Below are 24100 nucleotides of genomic sequence, written 5' to 3'. Positions count from 1 at the left end.
TTCGGCAGTCTCGTATGACGGGACTGCGGCCCGACGCGGAAGCGCAGGCGCTTGGGGCGAGGCCGAAGCCTCGCCCCTCCCAGGCGGTCACCGCGAGGGGGGCACACCCTCAGGCGGCTGCCGTCCCCTGGCCGACGAGCGCGGTGGCGAAGGCGCGGTAGGTGCGCAGCGGTCGGCCGAGGATGCCGGCCAGCCGCTCGCGGTCGCCCGCCTCCGGGATCATGCCGTCGCTGACGTAGCGCTCGGCCATCAAGCGCATCTCGTAGGCCATCCACTTCGGCATGAACGTCGCCATGGTCGCTTCGAACGCGCTCGGGTCGTCGCCGCCGTAGGCGACCGGGCGGCCGAGTAGGTCGGTCCAGATCGCGGCGGCATCCGACCCGGTGAGCGTATCAGGGCCGACGAGGTTGATGGTCTCGATCGGCAGCTTGCCCGGCGCCGCGTCGCGGCGGATCAGCTCGATCGCCGCAACCTCGGCGATGTCGCGTGCGTCGACCATGGCGACGCCCTTGGACCCGATCGGCATCGGGTAGACGCCGTGGTTCACGATCACGTCCTTGATCATGACCTCATTGTCAATGAAGTAGCTAGGGCGCAGGATCGTGGCGCCGAAGCCCATCTGCTCCAGCATGCGCTCGGCCCCGAACTTCACCGCGAAGTGCGGGACGTTGACGGCGCGGTCGGCATCGAACACCGACAGGTAGACGACCCGATCGACACCTGCCGCGCGCGCGACGTTCAGCGTGATGATCGCCTGGGTGAACTCGTCGCCCGTCACCGCATTCAGCAGGAACAGCGTGCGGATGCCGGCAAGGGCATTGCGCAGGGCGTCGAGGTCGAGGAGGTCGCCCTTCACGATCTCCACGCCCTCGGGGAAGCTGGCCTTGGCGGGATCGCGGGTCAGCACACGAACGCGCGCGCCGCGCTTGGCGAGCTGATCGACGACGTTGCGGCCGACGCGGCCGGTGGCACCGGTGACGAGGATGGTCATGGGGATCGCTCCTTGGGTTGAGCCGTTTGGCTGACCCCAAAATGAGCGATCCATTCCCACGCCAATAGCCGCTACATCTGGACGGTCCGTCTCACTGGTGGAACGACATGGATCTGCTCGCCCTCGCCGACTTCACCCTCGTCGCCCGCCATGGTGGGTTCGGAAAGGCCGCCCGTTCCGCCGGGCGCCCGAAGGCGACGTTGTCCCGTCGCGTGGCCGAGTTGGAAGCACGCCTGAGCTTGCGCCTGTTCGAGCGGGGCGCGCGTGACCTGAAGCTCACGCAGGAAGGACGGGCGCTGTTCGAACGGGCGGGCGCATTGCTCACCGAACTGGAGGAGACCGCAGCGGCGATCGCATCTGGCGGCGGGGAGCCCCGGGGCCGCCTGCGGATCAGCGCACCCTTGCTGTTCTCCCAGACCGTGATGGGAAAGCTCGCGGCGAACTTCGCCCTCAAGTACCCGGCGGTCCGGCTCGAAGTCACGACGGAAGACCGAGCCGTCGATATGATCGAGGAGGGCTTCGATCTGGTGATCCGGGTCAACCCGGCCCCGGACGAGCGCCTCGTCGGCCGCGCGTTCCTGCGCGACCGTTTGGTAGTTGTGGCGAGTCCCGATCTCGCCCGGCCCACCGAAGGCACGGCCGTTCCGGCTGTTGTGCGGGGAGACGGCGACCGCGCGCCATGGCGGGTCAGGACGCCGACCGGCCGCGCAACGATCGCGGTCGAGCCGGTCCTCGGCCTCGCATCGCTCATCATGGTCCGCGACGCGGTGCGCGCGGGCGTCGGCGCCGGACGCTTGCCCATTTCGCTCGTGAGCCACGATCTCCGTGAGGGCGCCCTGGCCCACTGGGGCGACGTCGACGCGCCGGAGATCGCCCTGTGGACCCTCTACCCAACGCGCCGTCTGCTAAGCCCGCGCGTCGCGGCGTTCCTCGACCATCTGAAACAGGCGTTTCCCAACGGGACACCGGACGAGCTGGCATCCTATGTCCAGGGATGAGGCCGCCCCTGCCCCAGGCATGCGGCTTCGACCAACGTCGGCGGGTGGCCCGTCCTCGCTTTGCCTATGACGCGTGCACAGGATCGTCCCTCTCACACAGGGGTCCTGCGGAGACGCGGAATGGCCCGCGGTTGCAGCCCGTGCCCCGGACGCGGTAGCTCAGCGGACGGACGATCGCGAAAGGGAAACACATGTTCAGCCATATGGTGGTCGGCAGTAACGACCTCGCCACGTCCAAGACGTTCTACGACGCGCTGTTCGGAGCGATGGGCGCTGAATCCGGCAAGACCGATGCCCTGGGGCGCCTGGTCTACGCGCACCGCGGCGGCCGGTTCGTCATCACCAAGCCGATCAACGGGGACCCCGCGACCGCCGCCAATGGGGGCACGATCGGGTTCGCGATGGACAGCCCGGACGAGGCCAAGGCTTGGCATGAGGCGGGTGTCACCCACGGGGGTACATCCGCCGAGAATCCGCCGGGCGAGCGTCAGACGCCGATGGGCCGGATCTATCTTGCCTACCTGCGCGACCCGGACGGCAACAAGCTCTGCGCACGCTGCAAGGTCGGGGACTGACGCCGATCCCTGCCGGTCGACCATCTGCCCCTGACCGGCAGGAGACCGCTGCCCGATGGCGGCACCCCATCGCGTCGCGACCAGACGACGGCTGCCGTTCGTCGGGCCTTCTGGTCCTCGGTTCAGGGGGTGTCGCTTTGTTCCGCGACACGGCCGAGGCCGATGGAGCTCGCCAAAGCCGGGCTGGGGCGAGCGACTTGGCGGAGAAGCGCTTTGATCTTACCGGTGAGGCCATGTCCCATGTCACCGCCTAACCTCGCCTCGCCCGATCTCGCCTCGCCGCCTGCCGTCGCGCAGGCAGCCCCCAATCCGGCAAACGGACCGAGCGCCCGGTTCTTCGCCGAGATCGGCCTCGCCCCCGGCATGCGCGTGCTTGACGTCGGTTGTGGAAATGGGGACCTCAGCCGCTTCGTCGCCCGCTTGGTGGGACCGGACGGCGAGGTCATCGCGATTGACCGAAGCCCGGAGGCGATGGCGACGGGCCGGACAGCCGATGCAGGGCTGCAGGCCGCGCCCATTCACTACCGGCAGGCGGACCTCGCCGGTGCGCTGCCCGAATTGGGTCGCTTCGATGCGATCGTCGGGCGCCGCGTCCTGATGTACCTGCCCGCCGCCGCCGCGACGCTCGCGCGTCTCGCCTCCCTCGCGAAGCCCGGGGCGATCATGGCGTTCCAGGAGCACGGGCGTGCTGGACTTCCCGCCGGGCTCGGCGCGCTGACGCTGCATCGTCGACTCTACGATTGGTTGTGGGACACGGTCGCGGCCGAGGGCGGCGATACGGGGTTGGCGCTGCGTCTGGTGGACCTCATGCGGGCGGCGGGGCATGGCATCGAGGTGGCACGCAGCGAGGGGGTGCTCCTGCAGGCTGGCGAGCCGTCCTTCCTGGCGACGCTCGCCCAAGCCATGGTCCCCCGCATGGTCGAGCGCGGTGTGGCAAGCGCGGAGGCCGTAGGCCTCGACACGCTGGCGGACCGTCTCCGGGAGGAGCATCGCGCGGCCGCCGGGACGATCGTCTGGGACTTGGCGTTTCTCGTCTCGGCGCGGATCACACGCGGCGGGTAGTTGAACCGGGGCGCTGCCGACCCTCCGCACCGCGCAGGAACTGCCGCCAGCCGTTCGTCTCTCGGCGCGTGCCGTCACCTGTCACTGCTAAGGACGGAAGCGGACGCCACCGCCGCGCCCGCTCACGACCCTCTGCGGATACGGAGAGGCCCCGCTTTCCGACGGCCAGTGGATAAGGGTGCGCTCCTACCGGGGACCGCGGACCGTGCGGCCAAACGAGACGCTACGACCATACGGATCGGGCAAGCACTGCCGGCAGATGCATGCTAGAGCCGTGTCCGATCCAGTGGGATCGGATCACGTCTCCAACGCCTTGTTCTATCGTGCTCTCTTGCGACGAACCGGTATCCATTTCGTCGGAGCGCATTCTAGACCGTTGCCGTCCAAGGAATTCTGGCTTGTCGGTTGTTCGGCGACACCACGTAAGGCAGGCCGGCACCGGCGGGACCGCCATGGTCTTCGCTCACAGTTTCGGCTGCGACCAGAACATGTGGCGCTTCGTGGCTCCGGCCTTCGAGGACCGCTACCGCACGGTGCTGTTCGACCACATCGGCGCCGGCGGATCGGACCTGGCCGCCTACGACGCCGGCAAGTACGCCTCGCTCGACGGCTATGCCGACGATGTGGTCGCGCTCTGCCGGGACCTCGCGGTGACCGGCGGCGTGTTCGTCGGGCATTCCGTCAGCGCGATGATCGGCGTCCTCGCCGCGAAGAAGGCCCCGGAGCTGTTCGAGAGCCTCGTCCTGGTCTGCCCCTCGCCGCGCTATCTCGACGACGACGGTTACGTCGGCGGCTTCAGCGCCTCGCAGATCGAGGAGTTGCTCGACTTCCTCGACACGAACCACATGGGTTGGTCCCAGGCGATGGCGCCGGCGATCATGGGGAACGCCGACCGTCCCGAACTCGGCGAGGAACTGACCAACAGCTTCTGCCGCACGGACCCGAACATCGCCAGGCGTTTCGCCCGCACGACCTTCCTCGCCGACAACCGAGCCGACCTCGCAGGCGTGAAAGCCCGCTGCCTCGTCATCCAAAGCTCCGAGGACGTGATCGCACCGCAGGAGGTCGGTGAGTACGTGCACCGCAACTTGGCGAACAGCGAATTCGTCCTGCTCGACGCGACGGGCCATTGCCCGAATTTGAGCGCGCCCGAGGAAACCATCGCGGCCATCGCCGGATTCCTTCGGGGTCCGCGTGGTGGATGACGCGTCCGCCACCCTTCCGGCGCCGGACGTGGACGACCTGGAGGACCTGTTCGAGAACGCGCCCTGCGGCTACGCCTCCGCCCTGCCGAACGGTCGCATCTCCAAGGTCAACCGCACGCTCTCGACCTGGCTGGGTCACCCGGCCGAGCAACTCGTCGGACGCCGTTTCCTCGACCTCCTGAACATCGCCGGCAAGGTCTACTACGAGACCCACTTCGCGCCGATGCTGCGAATGCAGGGCTTCTTTAACGAGGTCGCCCTCGACCTCGTGCGCGCCGACGGCACGACGCTGCCAGTCCTGGTCAATGCCGTCGTGCGCAAGGACGAGGCGGGTGGCGTGCGCTTTATCCGGATCACCGTCTTCAACGCCTCGGATCGCAGGCGCTACGAGCGCGAGATGCTGGAGGCGCGCCGGGTCGCGGAGGCGGCAACGCGCGCCTTGCAGGATCTGAACTTGAACCTGGAAGCTCGGGTCGCCGACCGTGCGCGCGCCTTGGAACGGGCCTGGCGGCTCTCGCCCGACCTCCTCGTCATCGCTGATGCCGAAGGGACGATCCTGGTCGTGAACGCGGCCTGGAAAGACTTGCTCGGCTGGGCGGCCTCCGATCTCGTTGGGCAAAGTTTCGTCGGGTTTACCCACGCGGACGACCTCGAGGCGACGTTTGCCGCCCTCGGCCGCATCATGACGGCGCCGTTGGTTGAACCCTACGAGTATCGACTCCGACATGCCGACGGCAGCTATCGCCGGTTCGCTTGGACGGGCGCGTTCGAGGACGGCCAGATCTACGCGACGGGCCGCCATACGACGGTCGAGTACGAGCAGGCCGCCGCACTGGGTCGGGCCGAGGAGGCGCTCCGCCAGTCGCAGAAGCTGGAGGCCGTTGGGCAACTGACCGGCGGCGTGGCGCACGACTTCAACAACCTGCTGACCATCATCCGCTCCTCCGTCGACTTCCTGCGCCGGCCGGATCTGCCCGAGGACCGCCGAGCCCGCTACATGGATGCGGTCTCGGACACCGTCGACCGCGCCGCCAAGCTCACCGGCCAGCTGCTCGCATTCGCGCGACGCCAGGCGCTGAAACCCGAGGTGTTCGACGTCGGCGAACGGCTTCGCGGCATCGCCGACATGCTCGACACCGTCACCGGCGCCCGCATCCACATCGTCACCGAGATCCCGGACGAGCCGTGCTTCGTGAAGGCCGACGTGAGCCAGTTCGAGACCGCACTGGTCAACATGGCGGTGAACGCCCGGGACGCCATGGACAGCGAGGGCACGCTGACGTTCGGTCTGACCTCTACGGACAACCTGCCGCCCATCCGCGGGCATGCCGCGGCACCCGGCCCGTTCGTGTCCGTCTCCCTCACCGATACCGGCAGCGGGATCGCGTCGGACCAGGTCATCCGCATCTTCGAGCCGTTCTTCACCACGAAGGAAGTCGGCAAGGGAACCGGCCTCGGTCTCAGCCAGGTCTTCGGCTTCGCCAAACAATCGGGCGGCGATGTCGAAGTCGAAAGCGAGCTCGGCCGGGGGGCCACCTTCACGCTCTACCTGCCGAAGATCGTGGCGGGTGCCCCCGTGCAGCCGGCGACCTCCCCCGACGAAGAGGCCTTCCCGACCGGCGCGGGGCAGAGCGTGCTTGTCGTCGAGGACAACGTCGAGGTCGGCAAGTTCGCGACCCAAATCCTGGAAGATATCGGCTACAGGACGACCTGGGCGGCCAATGCCGAGGAGGCGTTGGATAAGCTCGGCCCGGACGGCGGCGGGTTCGACGTGGTCTTCTCCGACGTGGTGATGCCCGGCATGGGCGGGATCGAGCTCGCCAAGACCCTCCAGCGTCGGATGCCGGACCTGCCGGTCCTGCTGGCCTCGGGCTACAGCCACGTGTTGGCCCATGACGGGCTGCACGGCTTCGAGCTGCTGCACAAGCCGTACTCGGCCGATCAGCTCGGGCGTATCCTCGGCAAGGTCGTGCCGCGACGACGGGAGTGAGAGGCCATCCCTATCGGCTGAGGGTGGCGAGGGGCTCGCTTGACGTCATCGATCCAGGGAAGATCGAGGCATTCGAGGAATTCGGTCGGCGCTGGATCGATCTGGTCAATCGGCATGGCGGCACGCATCACGGCTACGACCTGCCCGCCGAGGGGGCGAGCGACAGGGCCTTGGCGCTCTTCAGCTTCCCGCGCATTGCCGACGATGAGCGGTCTCGATCGCCGTTCGGGCAGGACCCGCGTTTCGTCGAGGCCGACCACGTACGGGACGAGACCGACTGCGTGATCCGGACCGATCGGACTTTCATGCGTTCGCTCCTGCCAGCCGGAACCGGGCTGTCCGAGGGCTGAGCGGATCGAGATCGGACCGCCGGCCCTACGCCGGGGGCGGCCGGTTTCGCGACCGCGCGTCCGGGAAGTACTGGGGCGTCTCGCGCCGGTCGAACATGCCGTAATCGCGGATCACCCGAACGGCGCGGCTGCGCACCGTCGCGGCCTCCGGCACCTCGGATGGCCGGAACGCCGAGGCATCGGACGCTTCCGCCCAGGACCCGAGGACGAGGATCTTGCCGGGAACGTAGATCGAGTCCCAGACCTCGACGGCGTGCAGGCCCGGGGCGTCGCGATCCAGCCTGACGGCCTGCAGGACCTCGTCCTCGTGCTTCGGAAGTTCGTTTCCCTTCTGCGGCGTCAATTCCACGATGGTGCAGAGCTTCGCGCGCCCGACCTCGGTCTCGTCGAAGCGCTGCTCGCGGACGGGCACGCCCTCCGGCGGATGGGTGTCGGCGGTGACCTCGCCGACCCGCAGGTGATAGTCCGAGAAAACCGCGAACCGGCCCTTTTCCTGGATCTCGTGATGCCGGAACTGCGTGCGCCAGCGCAGGACGGACTTCTCGTCGCGCCAGGTCGAGTGCGAGAGCACCCAGCCGGGGCGCGAGCGGCTCTCGAACCGCTCGTTGTCGATGAACCCGTCGATGCCTTCGAGGATCGGCTTCAGCTCCCTGGCGTGGGCGAGGTATTCGTCCGTCTTGCCTTCCCCCGGGTGGACTTCGAAGATCACGGAAAACATGGCGTCGTCTCCGTTTCGGTTACGGGAGGGTCGGTTGGTCGAGGAACGCGATGGACTCGCGCCAGAGCGCCTCGCGGTTCGCTTCCAGATGCAGCAGGTGGGTGCCCCGTCCGATCTTCACGTCGCGCCGCTCGGCCGCCCCCGTGAAGGCGTCGAACAGCCACCGGGCATCCGCATCGGTGGCGAGCCCGTCCCACTCGCCCCGGATCAGACAGACGGGCGCCCGGACCAGGCCAGGGTCGTAGGGAAGCTCGCCGTGCCAGCTGCGCAGGATCTCGACGAAGGGTCCGGTCGGAACCTTCACGCCGGCCGGATCGCGCTTGCGGCTTCCGGGCTCGCTGTCGAGGTAGCGCTGCGCCCAGTCGTCGAACTCGGTCCGCGACAGGACCGGCGGCTCCCCGGCCGGGACGTCCTCGACGAAACGCTCCCACTGCGCCTGCGCCGTGACGATGCGCCAGGCCGGGCCGTCGGGCCTGGGCCGGTAGCGCGGTGGATCGCGCCGACTGATCGGACCGAACAGGACGAGGCGGTCGACGAGATCAGGATGGCGGCCGGCGAGCAGGCCCGCCACGGCCGTTCCCCAGGAATGAGCCAGGAGGCTGACCCGTTCGGCACTCGTTCGATCCGCGACGAACCGCATTGCGGTTTCGAGCTGGATCGCCGCATCGGCGGCGAGCAGCAGCGGTCCCCTGTCTTCGGCCGGCTCGCTCATGCCGGGATATGGGTCCGATCCGCCGAAGCCCAGGAAATCGAGCGCCCAGACGTCGAAGCCGGCCCGGACGAGCGCATCGCGCCACGCGCCGTTCGCGAACTGATGCGCGACGGATAGCGCCGACGGGAAGGTCGCGCCGTGCACATACAGGACGGGACGACCGCCGCCCGTGGGAGGCGCCAGCCGGCGGAGGAACAGCGAGAGCCCCGGGTGCGGACTTTCGATCCGGTGGTGCTCTTCACGGGCGTCCATCGTGTCGAGCGTCATGGGGTGCCCCACGCTCATGCCGACGCCGCTCCTTCGGCATACCCGTGGCGCCGGATGAACGACCGCGCGATGGCGAGGACCGCGCCGCTCTCGGTGAGCGCGGCCACGTTGCGTCGATGCGTGGGGTCGGCGGCGAGGACCTCCCGGTAGCGCTCGTACCGGGCGAGAGTCTCGAACTCGATCAGCCCGTAGCCGACATTCGTCGGACCGGCGAAGTCGGTCGGCAGGTAGTAGCCGACGATGCGGCCGCCGCAGTCCCGGATGACCGGCGTCTCGTCCTCGACATAGGTCCGGAAGGCCTCGATCCGGTTCGGGTCGATGGTGTAACGCAGGCAGAGGGTATGCATGGCGTTCTCCCATTTCCTCTGCCCGGAATCTGGACCCGCTGCAGCGGCCTGTCAGCCGCGAACGCTTCGGTTTCGGCCGAAGCGTCGGGGGATGCGACGAGGTCGGGGCCGGTGTAGAATCGGCCGATGTCGTCAGGTCCTCCGCTCTCCGAGATCGGTGCGCTCGTCGGTGATCCCGGCCGCGCCAACATCCCGTCGGCCCTGATCGACGGGCGGGCGCTGACCGCGACCGAGCTTGCCTGGACGGCGGCCGTGACACCCGCCACCGCGAGGGGGCATCTGACGAAGCTGGTGGCCGGCGGCCTGCTCGCGATGACCCGGCAGGGTCGGCACAACCACTTTCGGCTGGCGTCGCCCGACGTCGCCCGCATGCTGCAAGCCATGATGGTGGTCGCCGATTGGGACGAGCATGTCGAAGCATCGCGCTGCGCGACGCCGAGGATTGATCCGGCCCTGCGCGAAGCCCGCACCTGTTGCGACCACTTGGCTGGACGGGTCGCTGTCGGCATCGCCGACGCGCTGGTCGCCAGGGGCGCCGTCGTCCTCGGCGAGGAGGCGGGTGAGGTCACGGAGGCCGGGCGCACCCTGCTCGCCGGATACGGGGTGGCGGTCGAACCCATGGGACGCCGTCGCCGTCTTCTCTGCCGTCCGTGCCTCGATCGGAGCGAGCGCCGACCTCATCTCGCTGGCGTGCTGGGAGCGGCACTATGCCGGCGCTGTGAGGAACTCGGCTGGGTCCGCCGGAACGTGACGGCCGCGCCGTGACGGTCACGGCGGACGGTCGGCGTGGCCGCGCCGAGACCTTCGGTCTGTCGTTCACTTGAACCGCGCGCGGCATGGCTCGGGTCCTCGGCACCACCATGCCGCGCTCGACCGCCGGACGCTCGCCGACCCGTTCGCGCCATCGCCGGCGCTTTCGCGATGACCGCGCCGAGGTCCAGGCCGTCCTGGGCAACGGGGCCTTGCCGACCCCGACATGATGCGGGAACCTTCGTTGGCAACCGAGTCGTCCATCGCAGGTTGTACCCCCGTCGGCTGGATCGAGGATCGCATCCTTCCGGGACATAGGGCCATCGCGTTCCCGTGGTCCGGGGCAGGGAGGCGGCGGCGTTGCGTGTTGTGAGTGGGTCGGGAGACATCGATCCGAGGCTGCTGAAGGCCGCCGTGGAGGCGACGGGCGCGGCCATCCTGATCACCACGGCGGAGCTCGACGAGCCTGGACCGCGCATCGAATACGCTAACAGCGCCTTCGTGCGCCTGACCGGCTACCACTTGACCGAGATCATCGGTCGAAGCCCACGCTTCCTGCAGGGCCCGAGGACCGAACGCGCCGAACTGGACCGAGCCCGAGCCTCGCTCGAGGCCGGGGACGCCTTCCAGGGCGAGACACTGAACTACCGCAAGGATGGCTCGACCTACATGGTCGAGTGGCTGATCACCCCCGTCAGGGAGGCAGATGGCCGGGTCACGCACTGGGTCTCGGCGCAGCGCGACGTCACCGACCGCCGCGCCTTCGAGGACCGGCAGGCCATGATGGTCCGGGAACTCCATCACCGCGTGAAAAACACCCTTGCGACCGTCCAGGCCGTCTTGAACGCGACGATGCGCTCGGCGGTCTCGCTGCCGGAATTCGGACGGGCCTTCACCGGTCGCATCGCCTCGCTGGCACGGACGCACGCGCTCATCACCGAGGATCAGGCTCAGGTCGCCTCGTTCGAGGGCCTGCTCAGGGCCGAGCTCGATCCTTACAACGAGAACGACCGCATCACGCTTCGGGGACCGGACCTGAGGGCTTCCTTCCGAACTCGCGGTGCCGGTCGGCATGGCGTTGCACGAGCTCACCACCAACGCCCTCCGTCACGGGGCCTTGGCGCATCCGGACGGCCGGGTCTCAGTGACGTGGACGGTGGAGGATCGCACCGATGCCGGGTGGCTGGCCTGAATCTGGAACGAGCATGACGGCCCACCGCCGTCGCTCCCCACCCGGGAGGGGTTCGGCATGCGGCTGATCAATCGCATCCTCGCGGCACAGACGGGCGCCGAGGTGGACGTGGCGGCGGACGCCGACGGGCTTCGGATCAGCATCGGACTACCGCTGCCGCGCCGCTGACGGGAGCGCGCACGGTATCCACCTCGCCGAGCGTCGGTCGTGCCGTCGGCCGGGCCGCTCGGACATGGCCCGCGGCCCCGATGCGGTCGGCGGGACATGGCCTGGTTCGGGTGCGGCACGGGATATGAGAGCGTGAATGTGATTGCATGCAGCGTCGGAATCCTCATTGATTGGAACGATTCAAGCGACCCAAACCTAAGCTTTCCATGGATCACGCCACGATGAGTGACGAGGAGGTCGAGCGCCTTCGCGCCCTCGACCGATATCGACTGCTGGACACGCCCCGCGAGCAGGACTTCGACGAGATCGCCGAGGCCGCCGCCGAGCTCTGCGAGACGCCGATCGCGGTGGTGAACCTCGTCGGGTTCGGGCGCCAGTTCTTCAAGGCCGAGGTCGGCCTGGGCGTGCGCGAGACGCCATTGGAGAGCTCCTTCTGTCGGCAGGCGATCCTCCAGGAGGATTTCCTCTGCATCCCGGACGCGAGCCACGACCAACGCTTCGTCGGCAATCCGCTCGTCACCGGCGAGCCCGGTCTGCGCTTCTATGCGGGCGCCCTGCTGAAGACCGCCGAGGGGTATCCCGTAGGGACCGTCTGCGTGCTCGACACCAAGCCGCACGACCTGACCGAGCGGCAGCGCAAGGGTCTGATGCGCCTCGCCCGACAGGCCATGGGCCAGATGGAGCTTCGACGCACGCTTCGGGAACACGCGGCACAACGTCTTCTCAACGAACGCATCCTCGATGGCGCGACCGACTACGCCATCGTCGCGACCGACCCGGACGGATGCGTCACCCGGTGGAACGCCGGCGCCGAACTCATCATGGGCTGGCACGAGGCCGAGATGCTGGGTCGGCCCATCGACGTCGTCTTCACACCGGAGGATCGCGCCGACGGCCTTCCGCAGGAGGAGATGCGGCTCGCCCTGCGGACCGGACGAGCCCCGGGCGAGCGCTGGCACGTGCGCAAGGACGGCAGCCGCTTCTGGGCGTCCGGCGAAGCGAAGCCGCTCACGTCCGAGAACGGCGAGGTCCTCGGCTTCCTCAAGATCCTGCGGGACCTCAGCGGGGAGCGCGAGGCCGGGGCCGCCCTGCAGGCGAGTGAGCTGCGCTACCGCTCCCTCGTCGAGGTCAGTCCGCAGGTGGTCTGGTTCGCCAGCGCGGATGGCGCGGTCACCTACTGCAACGCCTATTGGTACGACTACACCGGCCTGCCGGCGGGCGAGACCGGGGAGACGAGTTGGATGGGGGTGATCCATCCCGACCATCGCGATGCGACCCGTGCGGCGTGGCTCTCCTCGGCGTCGCGGGGCCAGCCGTACGAGGTCGAGTTCCCGCTGCGCCGGGCGGACGGGGAGTACCGCTGGTTCCTGTCACGGGCCCACCCGGTGCGTGACGCCGACGGAACTCTTCGCAGCTGGATCGGCACCTCGCTCGACATCCACGAGCGCAAGGTCGCCGAGGAACGCTTCCAGGCGCTGACGGAGCTCGCGCCGGCCATCATCTGGTTCGGGAACCCGGACGGCAGCCTCAGCTACCTGAACAACCGCTGGTACGCCTACACCGGCCAGACCCCCGAACAGGCCTTGCCGCTCGGATGGGGCGAGGCGATCCATCCGGACGATCTGCCCGGCCTGCTGCACGTCTGGGAGCATGCCCGCACGAACGAGGTCGTGTACGACACCGAGGCCCGCCTCAGGCGCCACGACGGGGCCTTCCGCTGGTTCCTGATCCGGGCCGAGCCGAGGCGCGATGGGATCGGGCACGTCATCGGCTGGCTCGGCAGCAACAGCGACATCCACGACCGCCGTCAGGCCGAGGAGGATCTGCGCAAGGCCCGGGAGCAACTGTCCCTGGCCGTCGATGCGACCGGCACGGGCATCTTCGACTACGACCTCGTGGCGGACACGCTGGAATGGGACGCGCGCACCCGCGCCCTGTTCGGTCTGCCTCCCGACGCACCCGTGAGCTACGACGCCTTCCTGGCGGGACTGCACCCGGAAGACCGGGAATGGGTGGACCTGGCGGTGAAGGCCGCCCTCGATCCCGCGGGCGGCGGCCGATACGACATCGCGTTCCGGACGGTGGGCATCGAGGACGGGACCGAGCGTTGGGTGGCGGCCAAGGGCCAGGCCTTCTTCGACCGTGACCGCGCTTTGCGTTTCATCGGCACCACGCGCGACATCACCGAGAACCGGCGCGCCGAGCAGGCGCTCAGGGAGACCGAGGAACGGTACCGCCTCGCCGCCCGCGCCACCAACGACGCGATCTGGGACTGGGACCTGACCACCAACCACGTGCTGTGGAACGAGGCGCTCCAGGCCGCCCACGGGCATCGGTCGGAGACGGTGGAGCCGACGGGCGACTGGTGGATCGACCACATCCATCCCGACGACCGAGCCCGCATCGACGGCTCCATCCACGCCGTCATCGACAGGATCGGCACGAGCTGGACCGACGAGTACCGCTTCCGCCGGGCCGACGGCTCCTTCGCCGACATCCTCGACCGGGGCTACGTCCTCCGGGATGAGCGGGGACGTGCCGTGCGGATGATCGGCGCCATGCTCGACATCAGCGAACGCAAGCGGGCGGAGGAGCACCAGCGTCTCCTGACCGGAGAACTGCAACATCGGGTCAAGAATACCCTCGCCATGGTCCAGGCGATTGCCAGCCAGACCTTCCGCAACGCCGCCGACCTGGAAGCCGCCCGCGAAGCGTTCTCGGCTCGCCTGGTGTCCCTCGGACGGGCGCACGACATCCTGACCCAGTCGAGTTGGACCCAGGCCCCCATCGCCGACGTCGTGGACGGGGCGCTGACGGTGCACCGAGGCGAGGCGGCGTCGCGCATCAGGGCGAGCGGTCCCAACGTTCCCCTCTCCGCCAAGGCGGCCCTTGCGCTGGCCTTGGCGCTGCACGAACTCGCCACCAACGCGGCCAAGTATGGCGCACTCTCCAACGAGGCCGGGATCGTCGACCTGCGGTGGCATGTGGTTCACGAAGGCGATGCGCCGCGTTTCTGCCTGACCTGGTCCGAGCAGGGTGGCCCGCCCATCCTGGCACAACCGACGCGCCGCGGTTTCGGATCGCGCCTGATCGAGCGCAGCTTCGCGGCCGAGGTCGGCGGCGAGGTCCGGTCGACCTACGCGCCCACCGGCCTGACCTGCCGCCTGGAGGCGTCGCTGGTCTCCATGCAGGAAGCGAGCGACGAGGCGGCGGCCTGACCGTGCATGGCGCCGTCCAGGGCGTCAGCCGTGGCGAATCCCACGTTCGGAACGCGGTACGGCCCCAAGGCATTGGCTCGACGATCCAGGGAGGCGAACATGACCGAGAAGAAGGGCCACGGCAGCGAGACGGCCAAGAAGGCGAACGCCAAGGCGAGCCATGAGGGCAAGTCCAATCCCCGCACCTCGTCCTCGGCCCAGGCCGAACTGGGCAAGAAGGGTGGCAGGTCGAAATCCTGAGCGGCGCATGGACCGGGCCCGACCCGGCGTCCCGGTGCGGGGATGCCCGGGACCGACCTCATCCTCGAACGGTCAGGGACACCGCCCGTCGATCGCGACGCAAGCGATGGCCGAAGACGACCACGAGGCGACCGGCAAGGAATTCGAGGAGGGCGTGAACAGGGCGGCCTCGGCACTGCAGAACGTCTTCGCCGGTCGGGTTCAAGATCCCTCGCAGGAACCCGCATCGAGCCACGTCGAGCGGTGGGTTTTCGTGCCCGTGGAGCTTTTCCGGCCCAGGCGCGCGGGATTATCAAACCGGGCCTCGCAGCCTTGGAGCGAGATGGCGCGTTGCAAGTCCGGAAAACCCACCCCGAAGGCCCGCATGCCCATCGCCACGCCACCAAAGTACGGATCGCAGCCGATGGCGGGGACGATCATCGCGGCAAGCCGGACGTGACGTGGTGAGCGACGCCCTGGCTTTCCTGGCGGGCGGTGGCGAGGCCGCCCGCATGATCCGCGAGCGCGACTGGTCTCACCACCCCCTCGGGCAGCCCGAGACGTGGTCGGAGGGGTTCCGCACGGCGCTCAGCCTGGTTCTGAACTCGCCGGAATCCATGATCCTCACCTGGGGACCGGACCTCCACTTCTTCTTCAACGACACCTACTTCCCACTGCTCGGTCCACGCCTCGCATGGGCGATGGGCGAGCGCTTCGACGTGGTCTGGGCCGATGCATGGGACCAGGCCAAGCCGATCATCGACGACGCCCTCGCAGGGCGCAGCCGACGCTTCGACGACCTGCCCTGGAAGCTCGATACCGACAGGGGCGAGGCCGACACCTGGTTCTCGTTCTCCTATTCCCGCGTGCTCGACGGCGCCGGGCGTGTCGCCGGCCTCTTCATCTTCACCAACGAGACCACGAAGCGGGTGCTGGGCGACCGGGCCTTGCGGGAGAGCGAGGAGCACTACCGGCAGACCGTCGAGCTCAACCCGCAGGTGCCCTGGACCTGCGATCCGGACGGCAACATCACCTCCTACTCGAACCGTTGGCTCGAACTGACCGGCCAGGCCCCGGGCGAGCCGGACGGGGCCGGTTGGCTCGAGGCGCTGCATCCGGACGATGTGCCGGACACGCTTGCCGCGTTCGCCGGGGCGCTGTCCACGGGCGAGCCGGTCGACGTGGACTACCGGCTTCGCATGGCCGCGACCGGCGAGCATCGCTGGATGCGTGCTCGCGCCCGGCCTCGCCGGAACGCGGCCGGTTCCATCATGCGCTGGTACGGCGTGGTCGAGGACGTTCACGATAAGAAACTCGCCGAGGCGCGCCTTCGCGAGTTGAACGAGACGCTGGAGCGGCGGGTCGAGGAAGCGCTCCTGCAGCGCAAGCTCTGGGCCGAAGTGTTCGAGGCCACCGACGCCCTCGTCGGCGCCCTCGACACCGATTTTCGACTCCTGGCCGCCAACCGGGCCTGGATCGAGGAGTTCGACGCGGTCTTCGGCATCCGGCCGCGGATCGGCGACGGCATTCTCGACCTGCTGGCGGACCGCCCCGCCATACTCGCCCCCGTGCGCGCGGCCTGGGCGAGGGCGTTGTCCGGCGAGGAGTTCACCCTGGTCCAGGAATTCGGAGACCCGGATAGGAAGCGTCCCTCCTACGAGCTCAAGTTCACGACCTTGCGGGACCCGCAGGGGCGAAGGATCGGCGCGTTCCAGTACGTCCAGGACGTGAGCGACCGGCTGCGGGACCAGGAGCGGCTCTTCGAGGCCGAGGAGGCGCTGCGCCAGTCCCAGAAGCTGGAAGCGGTCGGGCAATTGACCGGCGGCGTCGCACATGACTTCAACAACCTGCTGACCATCATCCGTTCGTCCGTCGATTTCCTCCGCCGTCCGGACCTCTCCGAGGAGCGCCGTACCCGGTACATGGACGCGGTCAGCGACACCGTCGACCGCGCCGCGAAGCTCACGGGCCAGCTCCTCGCCTTCGCGAGGCGCCAGGCGCTCAAGCCCCAGGTGTTCGACGTTGGCCGGCAGGTGGCGGCCGTCGCCGACATGCTGGACACCGTCACCGGCGCGCGCATCCGCGTCGTCACCAGGGTGCCGGACGTCCCCTGCTTCGCCAAGGCCGACCTCAGCCAGTTCGAGACGGCCCTCATCAACATGGCGGTCAACGCGCGCGACGCCATGGACGGCGAGGGAACGCTGACGCTGCGCCTGGTTTGCGCCAGCGGCCTTCCCGCCATCCGCGGCCATGCCGGATCGGCAGGACCGTTCGCGGCCGTGTCGCTCACCGACACGGGGAGCGGCATCCCGCCCGATCAGATCGCACGCATCTTTGAACCGTTCTTCACCACCAAGGAGGTCGGCAAGGGCACCGGCCTCGGCCTGTCCCAGGTGTTCGGCTTCGCCAAGCAATCGGGCGGCGACGTCGACGTCGAGAGCACGGTGGGGGGAGGAACGACCTTCACCTTGTATCTCCCCGAGATCGAGGCCACCGCGTCGGACGAGCCTGCCGCCTTCCATGGGGACGAGACCTTCCGGACGGGCGATGGCCAACGCGTGTTGGTCGTCGAGGACAACGTCGAGGTCGGGCGGTTCGCCACGCAGATCCTCGAGGATTGCGGCTACCGCACGACCTGGGCGACCAATGCCGAGGAGGCGTTGGACACGCTCGGTCCGGACGGCGCCGGGTTCGACGTGGTCTTCTCCGACGTGGTGATGCCCGGCATGGGCGGGATCGAGCTGGCGAGGTTGCTGCAGCGGCGGTTGCCGGACATGCCCGTCCTCCTGGCATCCGGTTACAGCCACGTCCTCGCACAGGACGGGCTCGATGGCTTCGAGTTGCTGCACAAGCCTTACTCGGCCGATCAGCTGTCGCACATCCTCGGCAATCTCCTGCGGCGGAGGTGCCCGAAGGTCTAGAGCGTTTTCTGTGATCCTTGGATCGCAGAAAATGCTCTATCCCTTTGTTGTGTATCGCATTTTCTCACGCCGAACCGGCAACCACTTCGGCGGAAAATGCTCTAGCGCATCGTCCCGAAAGGTGGTTTCCGGCTTTCGGGAAAAGACGATGCGAAAACAAGGACTTCAGAGCATCGTCCCGAATACGGGATTCGGGACGATGCTCTAGAGATTTTTCCGGGCCAGAGCGGCCGCTACGGGCGCACGTCTGCGAGAACGGTAGCTGGCCGGACGACCGATTTCGAGCCCAGCGCAAGTTGCCTCGGGCAAGTTGCCTCGAGCGGCGAGGTCGGGTCGGATGCGGCCGGTACCAAGCGTCGGGTTCGGACCCCTTCAACAGAGACCCGCCTTTCCCCGCAGCAGGCAAACACGTAAGCCGGACCGACGGTCCGATCGCCCCACGGCGACCCCATCGGCCGGCCGACGAAACACCGCCCCCCGGGCACCCCACTATCCACATCCAAGTCCGGTGCGGGATCGCACGCGCGGCTCACCATTCAGGCGCATTCGCGTAGGACAAGGCTGCGCAGCGCACTCCGCGCCGGGACCGGGTCCGTATCAAGGCATCGATGATCACCCTCGACACGCCGTTTCTCGTCTCGGTGCTCCAGATCGTCTGGATCGACCTGCTCCTGTCCGGCGACAACGCCGTGGTCATCGCCCTCGCGTGCCGCGCGCTGCCCCCGCGTCAGCGGCGGATCGGCATGCTGCTCGGGGCCGGCACGGCGGTGGCCCTGCGCATCGTCTTCGCCCTCGTGGTCTCCTGGCTCCTGGCCGTCCCCCTCCTTCGCGTGGTCGGCGGCGTGCTGCTGCTGTGGATCGCCGTGAAGCTGGCGCTCGGCGAGGACGAGGATTCCCACGCCGTCGACGAGAACACGTCCCTGTGGCGGGCGGTGCGGACCATCGCGGTGGCCGACGCGGTGATGAGCCTCGACAACGTCGTCGCCATCGCGGCCGCCGCCAAGGGTCATGCCGAACTGTTCGTGTTCGGGCTGCTCCTGTCGATCCCGCTCATCGTCATGGGGGCCGCCCTGATCACCCGCCTGCTCCAGCAAGTCCCCGCCATCGTCTGGGCCGGAGCCGGACTGCTCGGCTGGATCGCCGGCGAGATGCTGGCCACCGATCCGCTGATCGCCGAACGGCTCGCGGGCCTGCCTCATGCCGCGGCCTGGGCCGCCGCCGCCGGCGCGTTCCTCGTGATCGCCGTCGCGGCGCTCCTGACGCGGCGCCGGACGGTCCGGATGCAAGCATCCGACGCGGTGCAGCGTGGCTGATCTTTTCCCAGGGCGTCCACGCCGGGCCTTCGCCATCTGGGGCGCCGGTGTCGCGGCCCTCGCCCTCCTGCTCCTCGGGTGCTGGCAGGTCGTCCGCCGTACCGGCTCCGCGGGGGCGGAGCCGTGGGCGTTCGATGCCGCGATCCAGACCGGCCTCGTCGGCGTGGCCGTCTGCGCCCTCGTCGGCCTCGCCCTGGCGCTGGACCGGCAGCACCGGTCGCTCGCCGACGGGGGGGGCCTGTTCCTCGACCTGTTCGACGCCGCGTCGGACCCTCAGATCCTCGTCCGCATCGCGGCGGATGGCAGCCCCCGGATCGTGCGCGCCAACGCGGCCGCCCGCCGCGCCGCGGCGCAGGTCGACGACCGGCCCTTCGAGGGCACGCTCCCGGACGTCGTCCCGCCGGGCGACGCGGAGGCCATGCGCCCCCACCTCGCGCGGGCCGTCGCCACCGGCGAGCCGGTCCGAGTCGTGGGGCAGATCCTGCACCGCTTCGGTCCGGTCGGCGCCGATGCGCTCTACGTCCCGTTGCGCGAAACGGCGTCGGGCGCCCCCACCCTGGTCTGCGTCACCCTGCACGATCTCACCCGCCTCAAGGGCGCCGAAGCGGAGGCCCGCGACGCCACCCGGCTCCTCGCCATGGCCGAACAGGTCGCCCATGTCGGCCACTGGCACGTCAACCTGGCGACCGACGCGGTGCTCTGGTCGGCCGAGGTCTACCGCATCCACGGCCTCGATCCGGCGCGCTTCACCCCGACCCTCGCGACCGGGATTCGCGCCTACCATCCCGACGACCGCGCCCGCGTCGAGGAGTGCATCACCGCCGCGATCCGCGACCGGACCGGCTTCGAGATCCGCCTGCGCATCGTCAGGCCCGACGGCGACGTGCGCGAGGTGTTCGCCCGCGGCATCTATCAGGCGGCGGAGGCGGACGGGTCCGATTCGCTGTTCGGGGTGTTCGCCGACCTCACCGACCGCAAGCAGGTCGAGCGCGCCCTGGCGGACAAGTCCGCCCTCCTCGAGGCGACCCTCGAGAGCATCGACCAGGGCCTGATGCTCATCGCCGCCGACGGGACCGTGCCGGTGGCCAACCACCGCGCCACCGAGATCCTGCGCCTGCCCCCCGGCATGATCGGCAAGCGCCCCGACTATCGCGCCGTGCGCCGGCACTGCCGCGCCACGGGCGCCTGGGGCGTCCTGATCCAGGACCCGGCGCACTGGCACCTCGACGGCGAGCGCCGCACCACGGACCTGCGCTCGGAGCGCCGGCGCGACGACGGCAGCGTCATCGAGATCCGCTCCCTGCCGATCCTCGACGGCAAGGGCCACGGCAGGGGCTACGTCCAGACGCTGACCGACATCACCGACCGGCGCCTCGCGGAGACCCGCCTGCGCGACAGTGAGGCGCGCTACCGGCTGCTCGCAGACCACACCTCGGACCTCATCCTCCTCGACGACCCCAACGGGCGCCACCTCTACATCTCGCCCGCCATCACCCCCATGCTGGGCTACACCATCGACGAGGCCAACGCGGCGGGCCTGCGCACCCTCGTCCACCCGGAGGACATCGCCAACCTGTCGGCGACCCTGCACGCCCTCGCGCCGGCCCGGCCCACGGGGTCGGCGGTGTACCGCCTGCGCCACAAGGACGGGTCCGACATCTGGGTCGAGGCCGCGTTCCGGCGCATCGAGGAGCACGGCAACGTCCAGATCATCCACGCCATCCGCGACGTCACCGAGCGCCAGCGCCAGGAGATCGACCTCGAACGGGCCAAGGTGGCGGCGGAGGCCGGCGCCCGGGTGAAGGCCGAATTCCTCGCCAACATGAGCCACGAGCTGCGCACGCCGCTCACCGGCATGCTCGGCGTCCACGACCTGCTCATGGGCGACGCCACCCTGAACGTCTCGCAGAAGCGCCTCCTCGGGCTCGCCCAGGAATCGGGGCGCTCGCTCCTGACCATCGTCAACGACATCCTCGACTTCTCGAAGATCGAGGCCGGCCAGCTCGCCGTCGAGTCCCTGCCCTTCGGCCTGCGCGCCCTGCTGGAGGCCTGCCGCGAACTCTCCGTCGAGGCGGCGCGCGGGCGCGCCGTGGCGGTGTCCGTCGAGGTCGCCCCCGACATGCCCGACTGGTTCATCGGCGATCCGACCCGCCTGCGCCAGGTGGTGCTCAATCTCGCCACCAACGCCATCAAGTTCACCACGGACGGCAGCGTCACCCTGCGGGCGCGCCATACCGGCACGGGCGCGGTCCCCCAAGTCACCATCGAGGTGGCCGATACCGGCATCGGCATCGCGCCCGACGCCCTGCCCCACCTGTTCGAGCGCTTCGCCCAGGCCGACGGCTCGATCTCGCGCCAGTACGGCGGCACCGGCCTGGGGCTCGCCATCAGCCGGCGCCTGGTCCGGCTCATGCGCGGCGAGATCGGGGCGACGAGCCGGATGGGCGAGGGCTCGACCTTCTGGTTCACGCTCCCCCTGCCCCTGGCCCAGGCCACCGAGGGCGGATCCGGGCGCACGGCGCTGACGGCGCCGGCGCCGCTGGCCCGGCGGCTGCTGCTCGCCGAGGACAATCCCATCAACCAGGAGATCATCGGCACGGTGCTGCGCCAGAAGGGCCACGCGGTCACCGTGGTCGGCGACGGCGAGCGGGCGGTGAGCGCCGTGGCGACGGAGCCGCCCTTCGACCTCGTGCTCATGGACGTGCAGATGCCCGGCCAGGACGGGCTCGCGGCGACCCGGGCGATCCGTCAGGCCGAGGCCGATGCGGGCCGGCCCCGCCTGCCCATCGTGGCGCTGACCGCCAACGCCATGGCGGAGGAGATCGCCCGCTGCCGGGCGGCCGGCATGGACGCCCACGTGGCCAAACCCGTCGACTGGACGATGCTGTTCGCGGCCATCGACGGGCTGCTGTCGCGGGCGAGCGACGCGCGCCCGTAGGCGTTCAGCCCTGCAGCTCGCCCCAGGACGGCTTCCACACGGAGCGGGGGTCGATAACCACGATCTCGAGGCCGCCCTCGTTGGCGACGTGCACGGCGATGCCGAAGGCCTCGCCCACGGGGAGCGTTCCGGTGCTGCTGAACAGCGCGCCGTCGGCGAGCTTGACCTCGCCGACTACGTCGCCGCCCCTCTGGTCCAGGCACAGGGTGACGGCGCTCGCCACGGGGGCGGTCACGCGCCGGAAGGGTTTTGCCATGGGCGGGCTGCTCCTGCTGAATGAACGAAAAAAGGGGCGGCTGTGACGCCGCCCCTTCTCCAAAAGACCGTGGTCGGCCGATCAGCGCTTCGAGAACTGGAAGCTGCGGCGGGCCTTCTTGCGGCCGTACTTCTTGCGCTCGACCACGCGGCTGTCGCGGGTGAGGAAGCCCTCGCGCTTGAGCGGCGAGCGCAGCTCGGGCTCGTAGTAGGTCAGCGCCTTCGACAGGCCGTGGCGCACGGCGCCGGCCTGACCCGAGAGACCGCCGCCATGCACCGTGACGGTGATGTCGTACTGGTCGACGCGGTTGGCGATGGTGAGGGGCTGGCGCAGGATCATGCGCAGCACGGGCCGGGCGAAGTACACCTCGACGGCGCGGCCGTTGACGATGACCGTGCCGTTGCCGGGCTTGATCCAGACGCGGGCGACGGCGTCCTTGCGCTTGCCGGTGGCGTAGGCGCGCCCTTGCGCATCGAGCTTCTGCACGTGGACGGGGGCGGCGTCCTCGGGGTTCTCGACGTTGCCGCGGGTGAGGTCGGAGAGGGACTGGAGGGTCGCCATGATCAAGCGCTCACGTTCTTGCGGTTGAGGCTGCCGACGTCGAGCGCCTGCGGCTGCTGGGCGGTGTGGGGATGCTCGGAGCCCTTGTAGACCCGGAGGTTGCCCATGATCTCGCGGAAGAGCGGACCGCGCGGGAGCATGCGCTCCACGGCCTTCTCGACGACGCGCTCGGGGAACCGGCCGTCGAGGATGAACTTGGCCGTCCGCTCCTTGATGCCGCCCGGGTAACCGGTGTGGTGGTAGTACACCTTCTGCTCGCGCTTGCGGCCGGTGAACTTCACCTTCTCGGCGTTGATGACGATGACGTTGTCGCCGCAATCGACGTGGGGCGTGTACGAAGCCTTGTGCTTGCCACGCAGGCGCATCGCGATGATGGAGGCGAGCCGGCCGACGACCAGGCCCTCCGCATCGACGATGATCCACTTCTTGTCGACATCGGCGGGCTTCAGCGAAAAGGTCTTTTGCGCGCTGCTCATCCCGTGACGTTCCATACTGATCTTGAAAAGGGCGCGCCGCCACGTGCAGGACGCGGCGGCGTTGGTGGGGTCTGTAGGGGTTGCCCGCAGCTGCGTCAAGCCCGAAAGCGGTTTGGGATTGGGAAACGCCCAAAAGCGCAATGATTCGAGCGGGTTCGCGGAAGTGGTATTCTAGTACCGTAAATCGCTCTTGGCCTCTGCTCCTCATGGAGGTGGACCGCCGGACCGCGCGACAGGCTCCCTCTCCTGGAAGGAGAGGGTTGGGGTGAGGTGTGGGACATCTTCGGAGAGTTCGCACACCTCACCCTGTCCCTCTCCTTCCAGGAGAGGGGACCCGCGATGCCTGCGGGCGACATGAAAACGGGTGCCCGCAGCAAAGAGAGGGGGAACCCCCCTCACCGCTTCGTCGGGATCGAGTACGTCCCCGTCGCGTGGCACACGAGGTCCGCCGAATCGGGCGCGGTGATCGCCACCTCGCCCACGGCCAGACGGCGCCCGAGCTTCAGGAGCCGCGCCTCGGCCACCAGCCCATTCGGCCCGGGCTTTCGCAAGAAGTTGAAGTTGAGGCTCGTGGTGACGGCGAGGGCCACGGGGCCGATGTTGGACAGGATCGCCGCGTAGAGGGCGTAATCGGCGAGCGCCATCATGGACGGGCCCGAGACCGTGCCGCCGGGGCGCAGGTGGCGGTCGTGGTGGTCCATCCGCATCGTGGCGCCCAGCGGCCGCACGGTGACGAGGTGATAGGTCCGCCCCCCCGCCGCCATCTGGGGAAACGCCGCGTCGAGGAACGCCACGGTCTCGGCCAGCGACAGGGCGAGGGCTTGGGGGTCGGACATGCTGAGGGTCTCCGTCTCGGCCTTGCAGCATGCCGGG

The 24100-nt window shown here is 69.1% G+C and carries 23 protein-coding genes; 15 read left to right on the top strand and 8 right to left on the bottom strand.

Translation table 11 applies throughout. The features are described 5' to 3' along the window. Positions 1-109 precede the first annotated feature (109 nt). Positions 110-991 (bottom strand): SDR family oxidoreductase, encoded by an 882-nt coding sequence (locus MKK49_RS19965; RefSeq protein WP_244031524.1) that lies wholly within the window; start codon positions 989-991, stop codon positions 110-112. A gap of 107 nt (positions 992-1098) precedes the next feature. Between MKK49_RS19965 and MKK49_RS19960 the strand changes: the two genes are divergently transcribed. From MKK49_RS19960 to MKK49_RS19935, 6 genes are all read left to right on the top strand, one after another. Then, positions 1099-1989 carry a LysR family transcriptional regulator gene (locus MKK49_RS19960; protein ID WP_244031523.1) on the top strand — a complete coding sequence of 297 codons (891 nt, stop codon included), beginning with the start codon at positions 1099-1101 and terminating at the stop codon, positions 1987-1989. 191 nt (positions 1990-2180) lie between these two features. Next, a complete protein-coding gene (locus MKK49_RS19955) occupies positions 2181-2564 on the top strand; it encodes a VOC family protein (RefSeq protein WP_244031522.1) in 384 nt (127 codons plus the stop codon). Between the two features lie 240 nt (positions 2565-2804). Then, on the top strand, positions 2805-3626 hold the full coding sequence (locus MKK49_RS19950; RefSeq protein ID WP_244031521.1) for a methyltransferase domain-containing protein: 822 nt from the start codon (positions 2805-2807) through the stop codon (positions 3624-3626). A gap of 398 nt (positions 3627-4024) precedes the next feature. Then, positions 4025-4831 (top strand): alpha/beta fold hydrolase, encoded by an 807-nt coding sequence (locus MKK49_RS19945; RefSeq protein WP_244031520.1) that lies wholly within the window; start codon positions 4025-4027, stop codon positions 4829-4831. After that, entirely contained in the window at positions 4821-6821 is a 2001-nt protein-coding gene (locus tag MKK49_RS19940) for a PAS domain S-box protein (protein ID WP_313899192.1), read from the top strand. The genes MKK49_RS19945 and MKK49_RS19940 overlap by 11 nt, the downstream gene beginning before the upstream one ends. Then, complete coding sequence (locus MKK49_RS19935) at positions 6818-7171, top strand: NIPSNAP family protein (protein WP_244031519.1); 354 nt, start codon at positions 6818-6820, stop codon at positions 7169-7171. The genes MKK49_RS19940 and MKK49_RS19935 overlap by 4 nt, the downstream gene beginning before the upstream one ends. A 25-nt stretch (positions 7172-7196) precedes the next feature. Here MKK49_RS19935 and MKK49_RS19930 read toward each other — a convergent pair whose 3' ends face one another. From MKK49_RS19930 to MKK49_RS19920, 3 genes are read right to left on the bottom strand one after another with little or no spacing between them, the layout of a single operon-like run. Next, on the bottom strand, positions 7197-7889 hold the full coding sequence (locus MKK49_RS19930; protein WP_244031518.1) for an antibiotic biosynthesis monooxygenase family protein: 693 nt from the start codon (positions 7887-7889) through the stop codon (positions 7197-7199). A gap of 19 nt (positions 7890-7908) precedes the next feature. Next, complete coding sequence (locus tag MKK49_RS19925; protein WP_244031516.1) at positions 7909-8886, bottom strand: alpha/beta hydrolase; 978 nt, start codon at positions 8884-8886, stop codon at positions 7909-7911. Then, a complete protein-coding gene (locus tag MKK49_RS19920) occupies positions 8883-9215 on the bottom strand; it encodes an NIPSNAP family protein (protein ID WP_244031514.1) in 333 nt (110 codons plus the stop codon). Before MKK49_RS19920 ends, MKK49_RS19925 begins: the two co-directional genes overlap by 4 nt. 126 nt (positions 9216-9341) lie before the next feature. Here MKK49_RS19920 and MKK49_RS19915 point away from each other — a divergent pair, with 126 nt between their 5' ends. The 9 genes from MKK49_RS19915 (at position 9342) to MKK49_RS19875 (ending at position 21934) form a co-directional block, all read left to right on the top strand. Then, on the top strand, positions 9342-9980 hold the full coding sequence (locus MKK49_RS19915) for a winged helix-turn-helix domain-containing protein (protein WP_313899191.1): 639 nt from the start codon (positions 9342-9344) through the stop codon (positions 9978-9980). Between the two features lie 71 nt (positions 9981-10051). After that, positions 10052-10195, top strand: a complete 144-nt coding sequence (locus MKK49_RS19910; protein WP_244031512.1) for a hypothetical protein — start codon at positions 10052-10054, stop codon at positions 10193-10195. Positions 10196-10334: 139 nt separating this feature from the next. After that, positions 10335-11174, top strand: a complete 840-nt coding sequence (locus MKK49_RS19905; protein WP_244031829.1) for an HWE histidine kinase domain-containing protein — start codon at positions 10335-10337, stop codon at positions 11172-11174. Positions 11175-11546: 372 nt separating this feature from the next. Next, positions 11547-14543, top strand: a complete 2997-nt coding sequence (locus tag MKK49_RS19900; protein ID WP_244031510.1) for a PAS domain S-box protein — start codon at positions 11547-11549, stop codon at positions 14541-14543. Positions 14544-14642: 99 nt separating this feature from the next. Further along, the gene (locus tag MKK49_RS19895) at positions 14643-14783 is read left to right on the top strand and encodes a hypothetical protein (RefSeq protein WP_244031508.1); all 141 of its coding nucleotides are present in this window, start codon (positions 14643-14645) and stop codon (positions 14781-14783) included. Between the two features lie 106 nt (positions 14784-14889). Next, positions 14890-15222 (top strand): hypothetical protein, encoded by a 333-nt coding sequence (locus MKK49_RS19890; protein WP_244031507.1) that lies wholly within the window; start codon positions 14890-14892, stop codon positions 15220-15222. A 4-nt stretch (positions 15223-15226) separates the two neighbouring features. Further along, positions 15227-17683 (top strand): PAS domain-containing protein, encoded by a 2457-nt coding sequence (locus MKK49_RS19885; protein WP_244031506.1) that lies wholly within the window; start codon positions 15227-15229, stop codon positions 17681-17683. Between the two features lie 608 nt (positions 17684-18291). After that, positions 18292-18996, top strand: coding sequence for a TerC family protein (locus MKK49_RS19880; protein ID WP_244031505.1), 705 nt, complete (start codon positions 18292-18294; stop codon positions 18994-18996). Continuing rightward, the gene (locus tag MKK49_RS19875) at positions 18989-21934 is read left to right on the top strand and encodes a PAS domain S-box protein (protein WP_244031504.1); all 2946 of its coding nucleotides are present in this window, start codon (positions 18989-18991) and stop codon (positions 21932-21934) included. Before MKK49_RS19880 ends, MKK49_RS19875 begins: the two co-directional genes overlap by 8 nt. Before the next feature lie 4 nt (positions 21935-21938). Here MKK49_RS19875 and MKK49_RS19870 read toward each other — a convergent pair whose 3' ends face one another. The 4 genes from MKK49_RS19870 to MKK49_RS19855 all read right to left on the bottom strand — a co-directional run bounded on the left by MKK49_RS19870 (position 21939) and on the right by MKK49_RS19855 (position 24063). Further along, a complete protein-coding gene (locus MKK49_RS19870) occupies positions 21939-22190 on the bottom strand; it encodes a hypothetical protein (protein ID WP_244031503.1) in 252 nt (83 codons plus the stop codon). A gap of 81 nt (positions 22191-22271) precedes the next feature. Then, positions 22272-22751 carry a 30S ribosomal protein S9 gene (rpsI, locus tag MKK49_RS19865; RefSeq protein ID WP_056093906.1) on the bottom strand — a complete coding sequence of 160 codons (480 nt, stop codon included), beginning with the start codon at positions 22749-22751 and terminating at the stop codon, positions 22272-22274. A gap of 2 nt (positions 22752-22753) precedes the next feature. Further along, positions 22754-23227 (bottom strand): 50S ribosomal protein L13, encoded by a 474-nt coding sequence (gene rplM / locus MKK49_RS19860; RefSeq protein WP_244031502.1) that lies wholly within the window; start codon positions 23225-23227, stop codon positions 22754-22756. 395 nt (positions 23228-23622) lie between these two features. Then, entirely contained in the window at positions 23623-24063 is a 441-nt protein-coding gene (locus MKK49_RS19855; RefSeq protein ID WP_244031500.1) for a PaaI family thioesterase, read from the bottom strand. Positions 24064-24100: the final 37 nt, after the last annotated feature.

It is taken from the genome of Methylobacterium sp. J-090 (assembly GCF_022829345.1).
In the GTDB taxonomy this organism is placed as follows: Bacteria; Pseudomonadota; Alphaproteobacteria; order Rhizobiales; family Beijerinckiaceae; genus Methylobacterium.
Note: the sequence above shows the minus strand (reverse complement) of the source record. Positions and strands in the feature narration are given on the sequence as shown.

Coding starts and splice junctions, on each gene's coding strand:
- rplM (WP_244031502.1), bottom strand. CDS start 23,227: ATGAGCAGCGCGCAAAAGACCTTTTCGCTGAAGCCCGCCGATGTCGAC.
- MKK49_RS19890 (WP_244031507.1), top strand. CDS start 14,890: ATGGCCGAAGACGACCACGAGGCGACCGGCAAGGAATTCGAGGAGGGC.
- MKK49_RS19915 (WP_313899191.1), top strand. CDS start 9,342: ATGTCGTCAGGTCCTCCGCTCTCCGAGATCGGTGCGCTCGTCGGTGAT.
- MKK49_RS19895 (WP_244031508.1), top strand. CDS start 14,643: ATGACCGAGAAGAAGGGCCACGGCAGCGAGACGGCCAAGAAGGCGAAC.
- MKK49_RS19925 (WP_244031516.1), bottom strand. CDS start 8,886: ATGAGCGTGGGGCACCCCATGACGCTCGACACGATGGACGCCCGTGAA.
- MKK49_RS19880 (WP_244031505.1), top strand. CDS start 18,292: ATGATCACCCTCGACACGCCGTTTCTCGTCTCGGTGCTCCAGATCGTC.
- MKK49_RS19855 (WP_244031500.1), bottom strand. CDS start 24,063: ATGTCCGACCCCCAAGCCCTCGCCCTGTCGCTGGCCGAGACCGTGGCG.
- MKK49_RS19870 (WP_244031503.1), bottom strand. CDS start 22,190: ATGGCAAAACCCTTCCGGCGCGTGACCGCCCCCGTGGCGAGCGCCGTC.
- MKK49_RS19960 (WP_244031523.1), top strand. CDS start 1,099: ATGGATCTGCTCGCCCTCGCCGACTTCACCCTCGTCGCCCGCCATGGT.
- MKK49_RS19930 (WP_244031518.1), bottom strand. CDS start 7,889: ATGTTTTCCGTGATCTTCGAAGTCCACCCGGGGGAAGGCAAGACGGAC.
- MKK49_RS19965 (WP_244031524.1), bottom strand. CDS start 991: ATGACCATCCTCGTCACCGGTGCCACCGGCCGCGTCGGCCGCAACGTC.
- MKK49_RS19920 (WP_244031514.1), bottom strand. CDS start 9,215: ATGCATACCCTCTGCCTGCGTTACACCATCGACCCGAACCGGATCGAG.
- rpsI (WP_056093906.1), bottom strand. CDS start 22,751: ATGGCGACCCTCCAGTCCCTCTCCGACCTCACCCGCGGCAACGTCGAG.
- MKK49_RS19950 (WP_244031521.1), top strand. CDS start 2,805: ATGTCACCGCCTAACCTCGCCTCGCCCGATCTCGCCTCGCCGCCTGCC.
- MKK49_RS19955 (WP_244031522.1), top strand. CDS start 2,181: ATGTTCAGCCATATGGTGGTCGGCAGTAACGACCTCGCCACGTCCAAG.
- MKK49_RS19910 (WP_244031512.1), top strand. CDS start 10,052: ATGGCTCGGGTCCTCGGCACCACCATGCCGCGCTCGACCGCCGGACGC.
- MKK49_RS19900 (WP_244031510.1), top strand. CDS start 11,547: ATGAGTGACGAGGAGGTCGAGCGCCTTCGCGCCCTCGACCGATATCGA.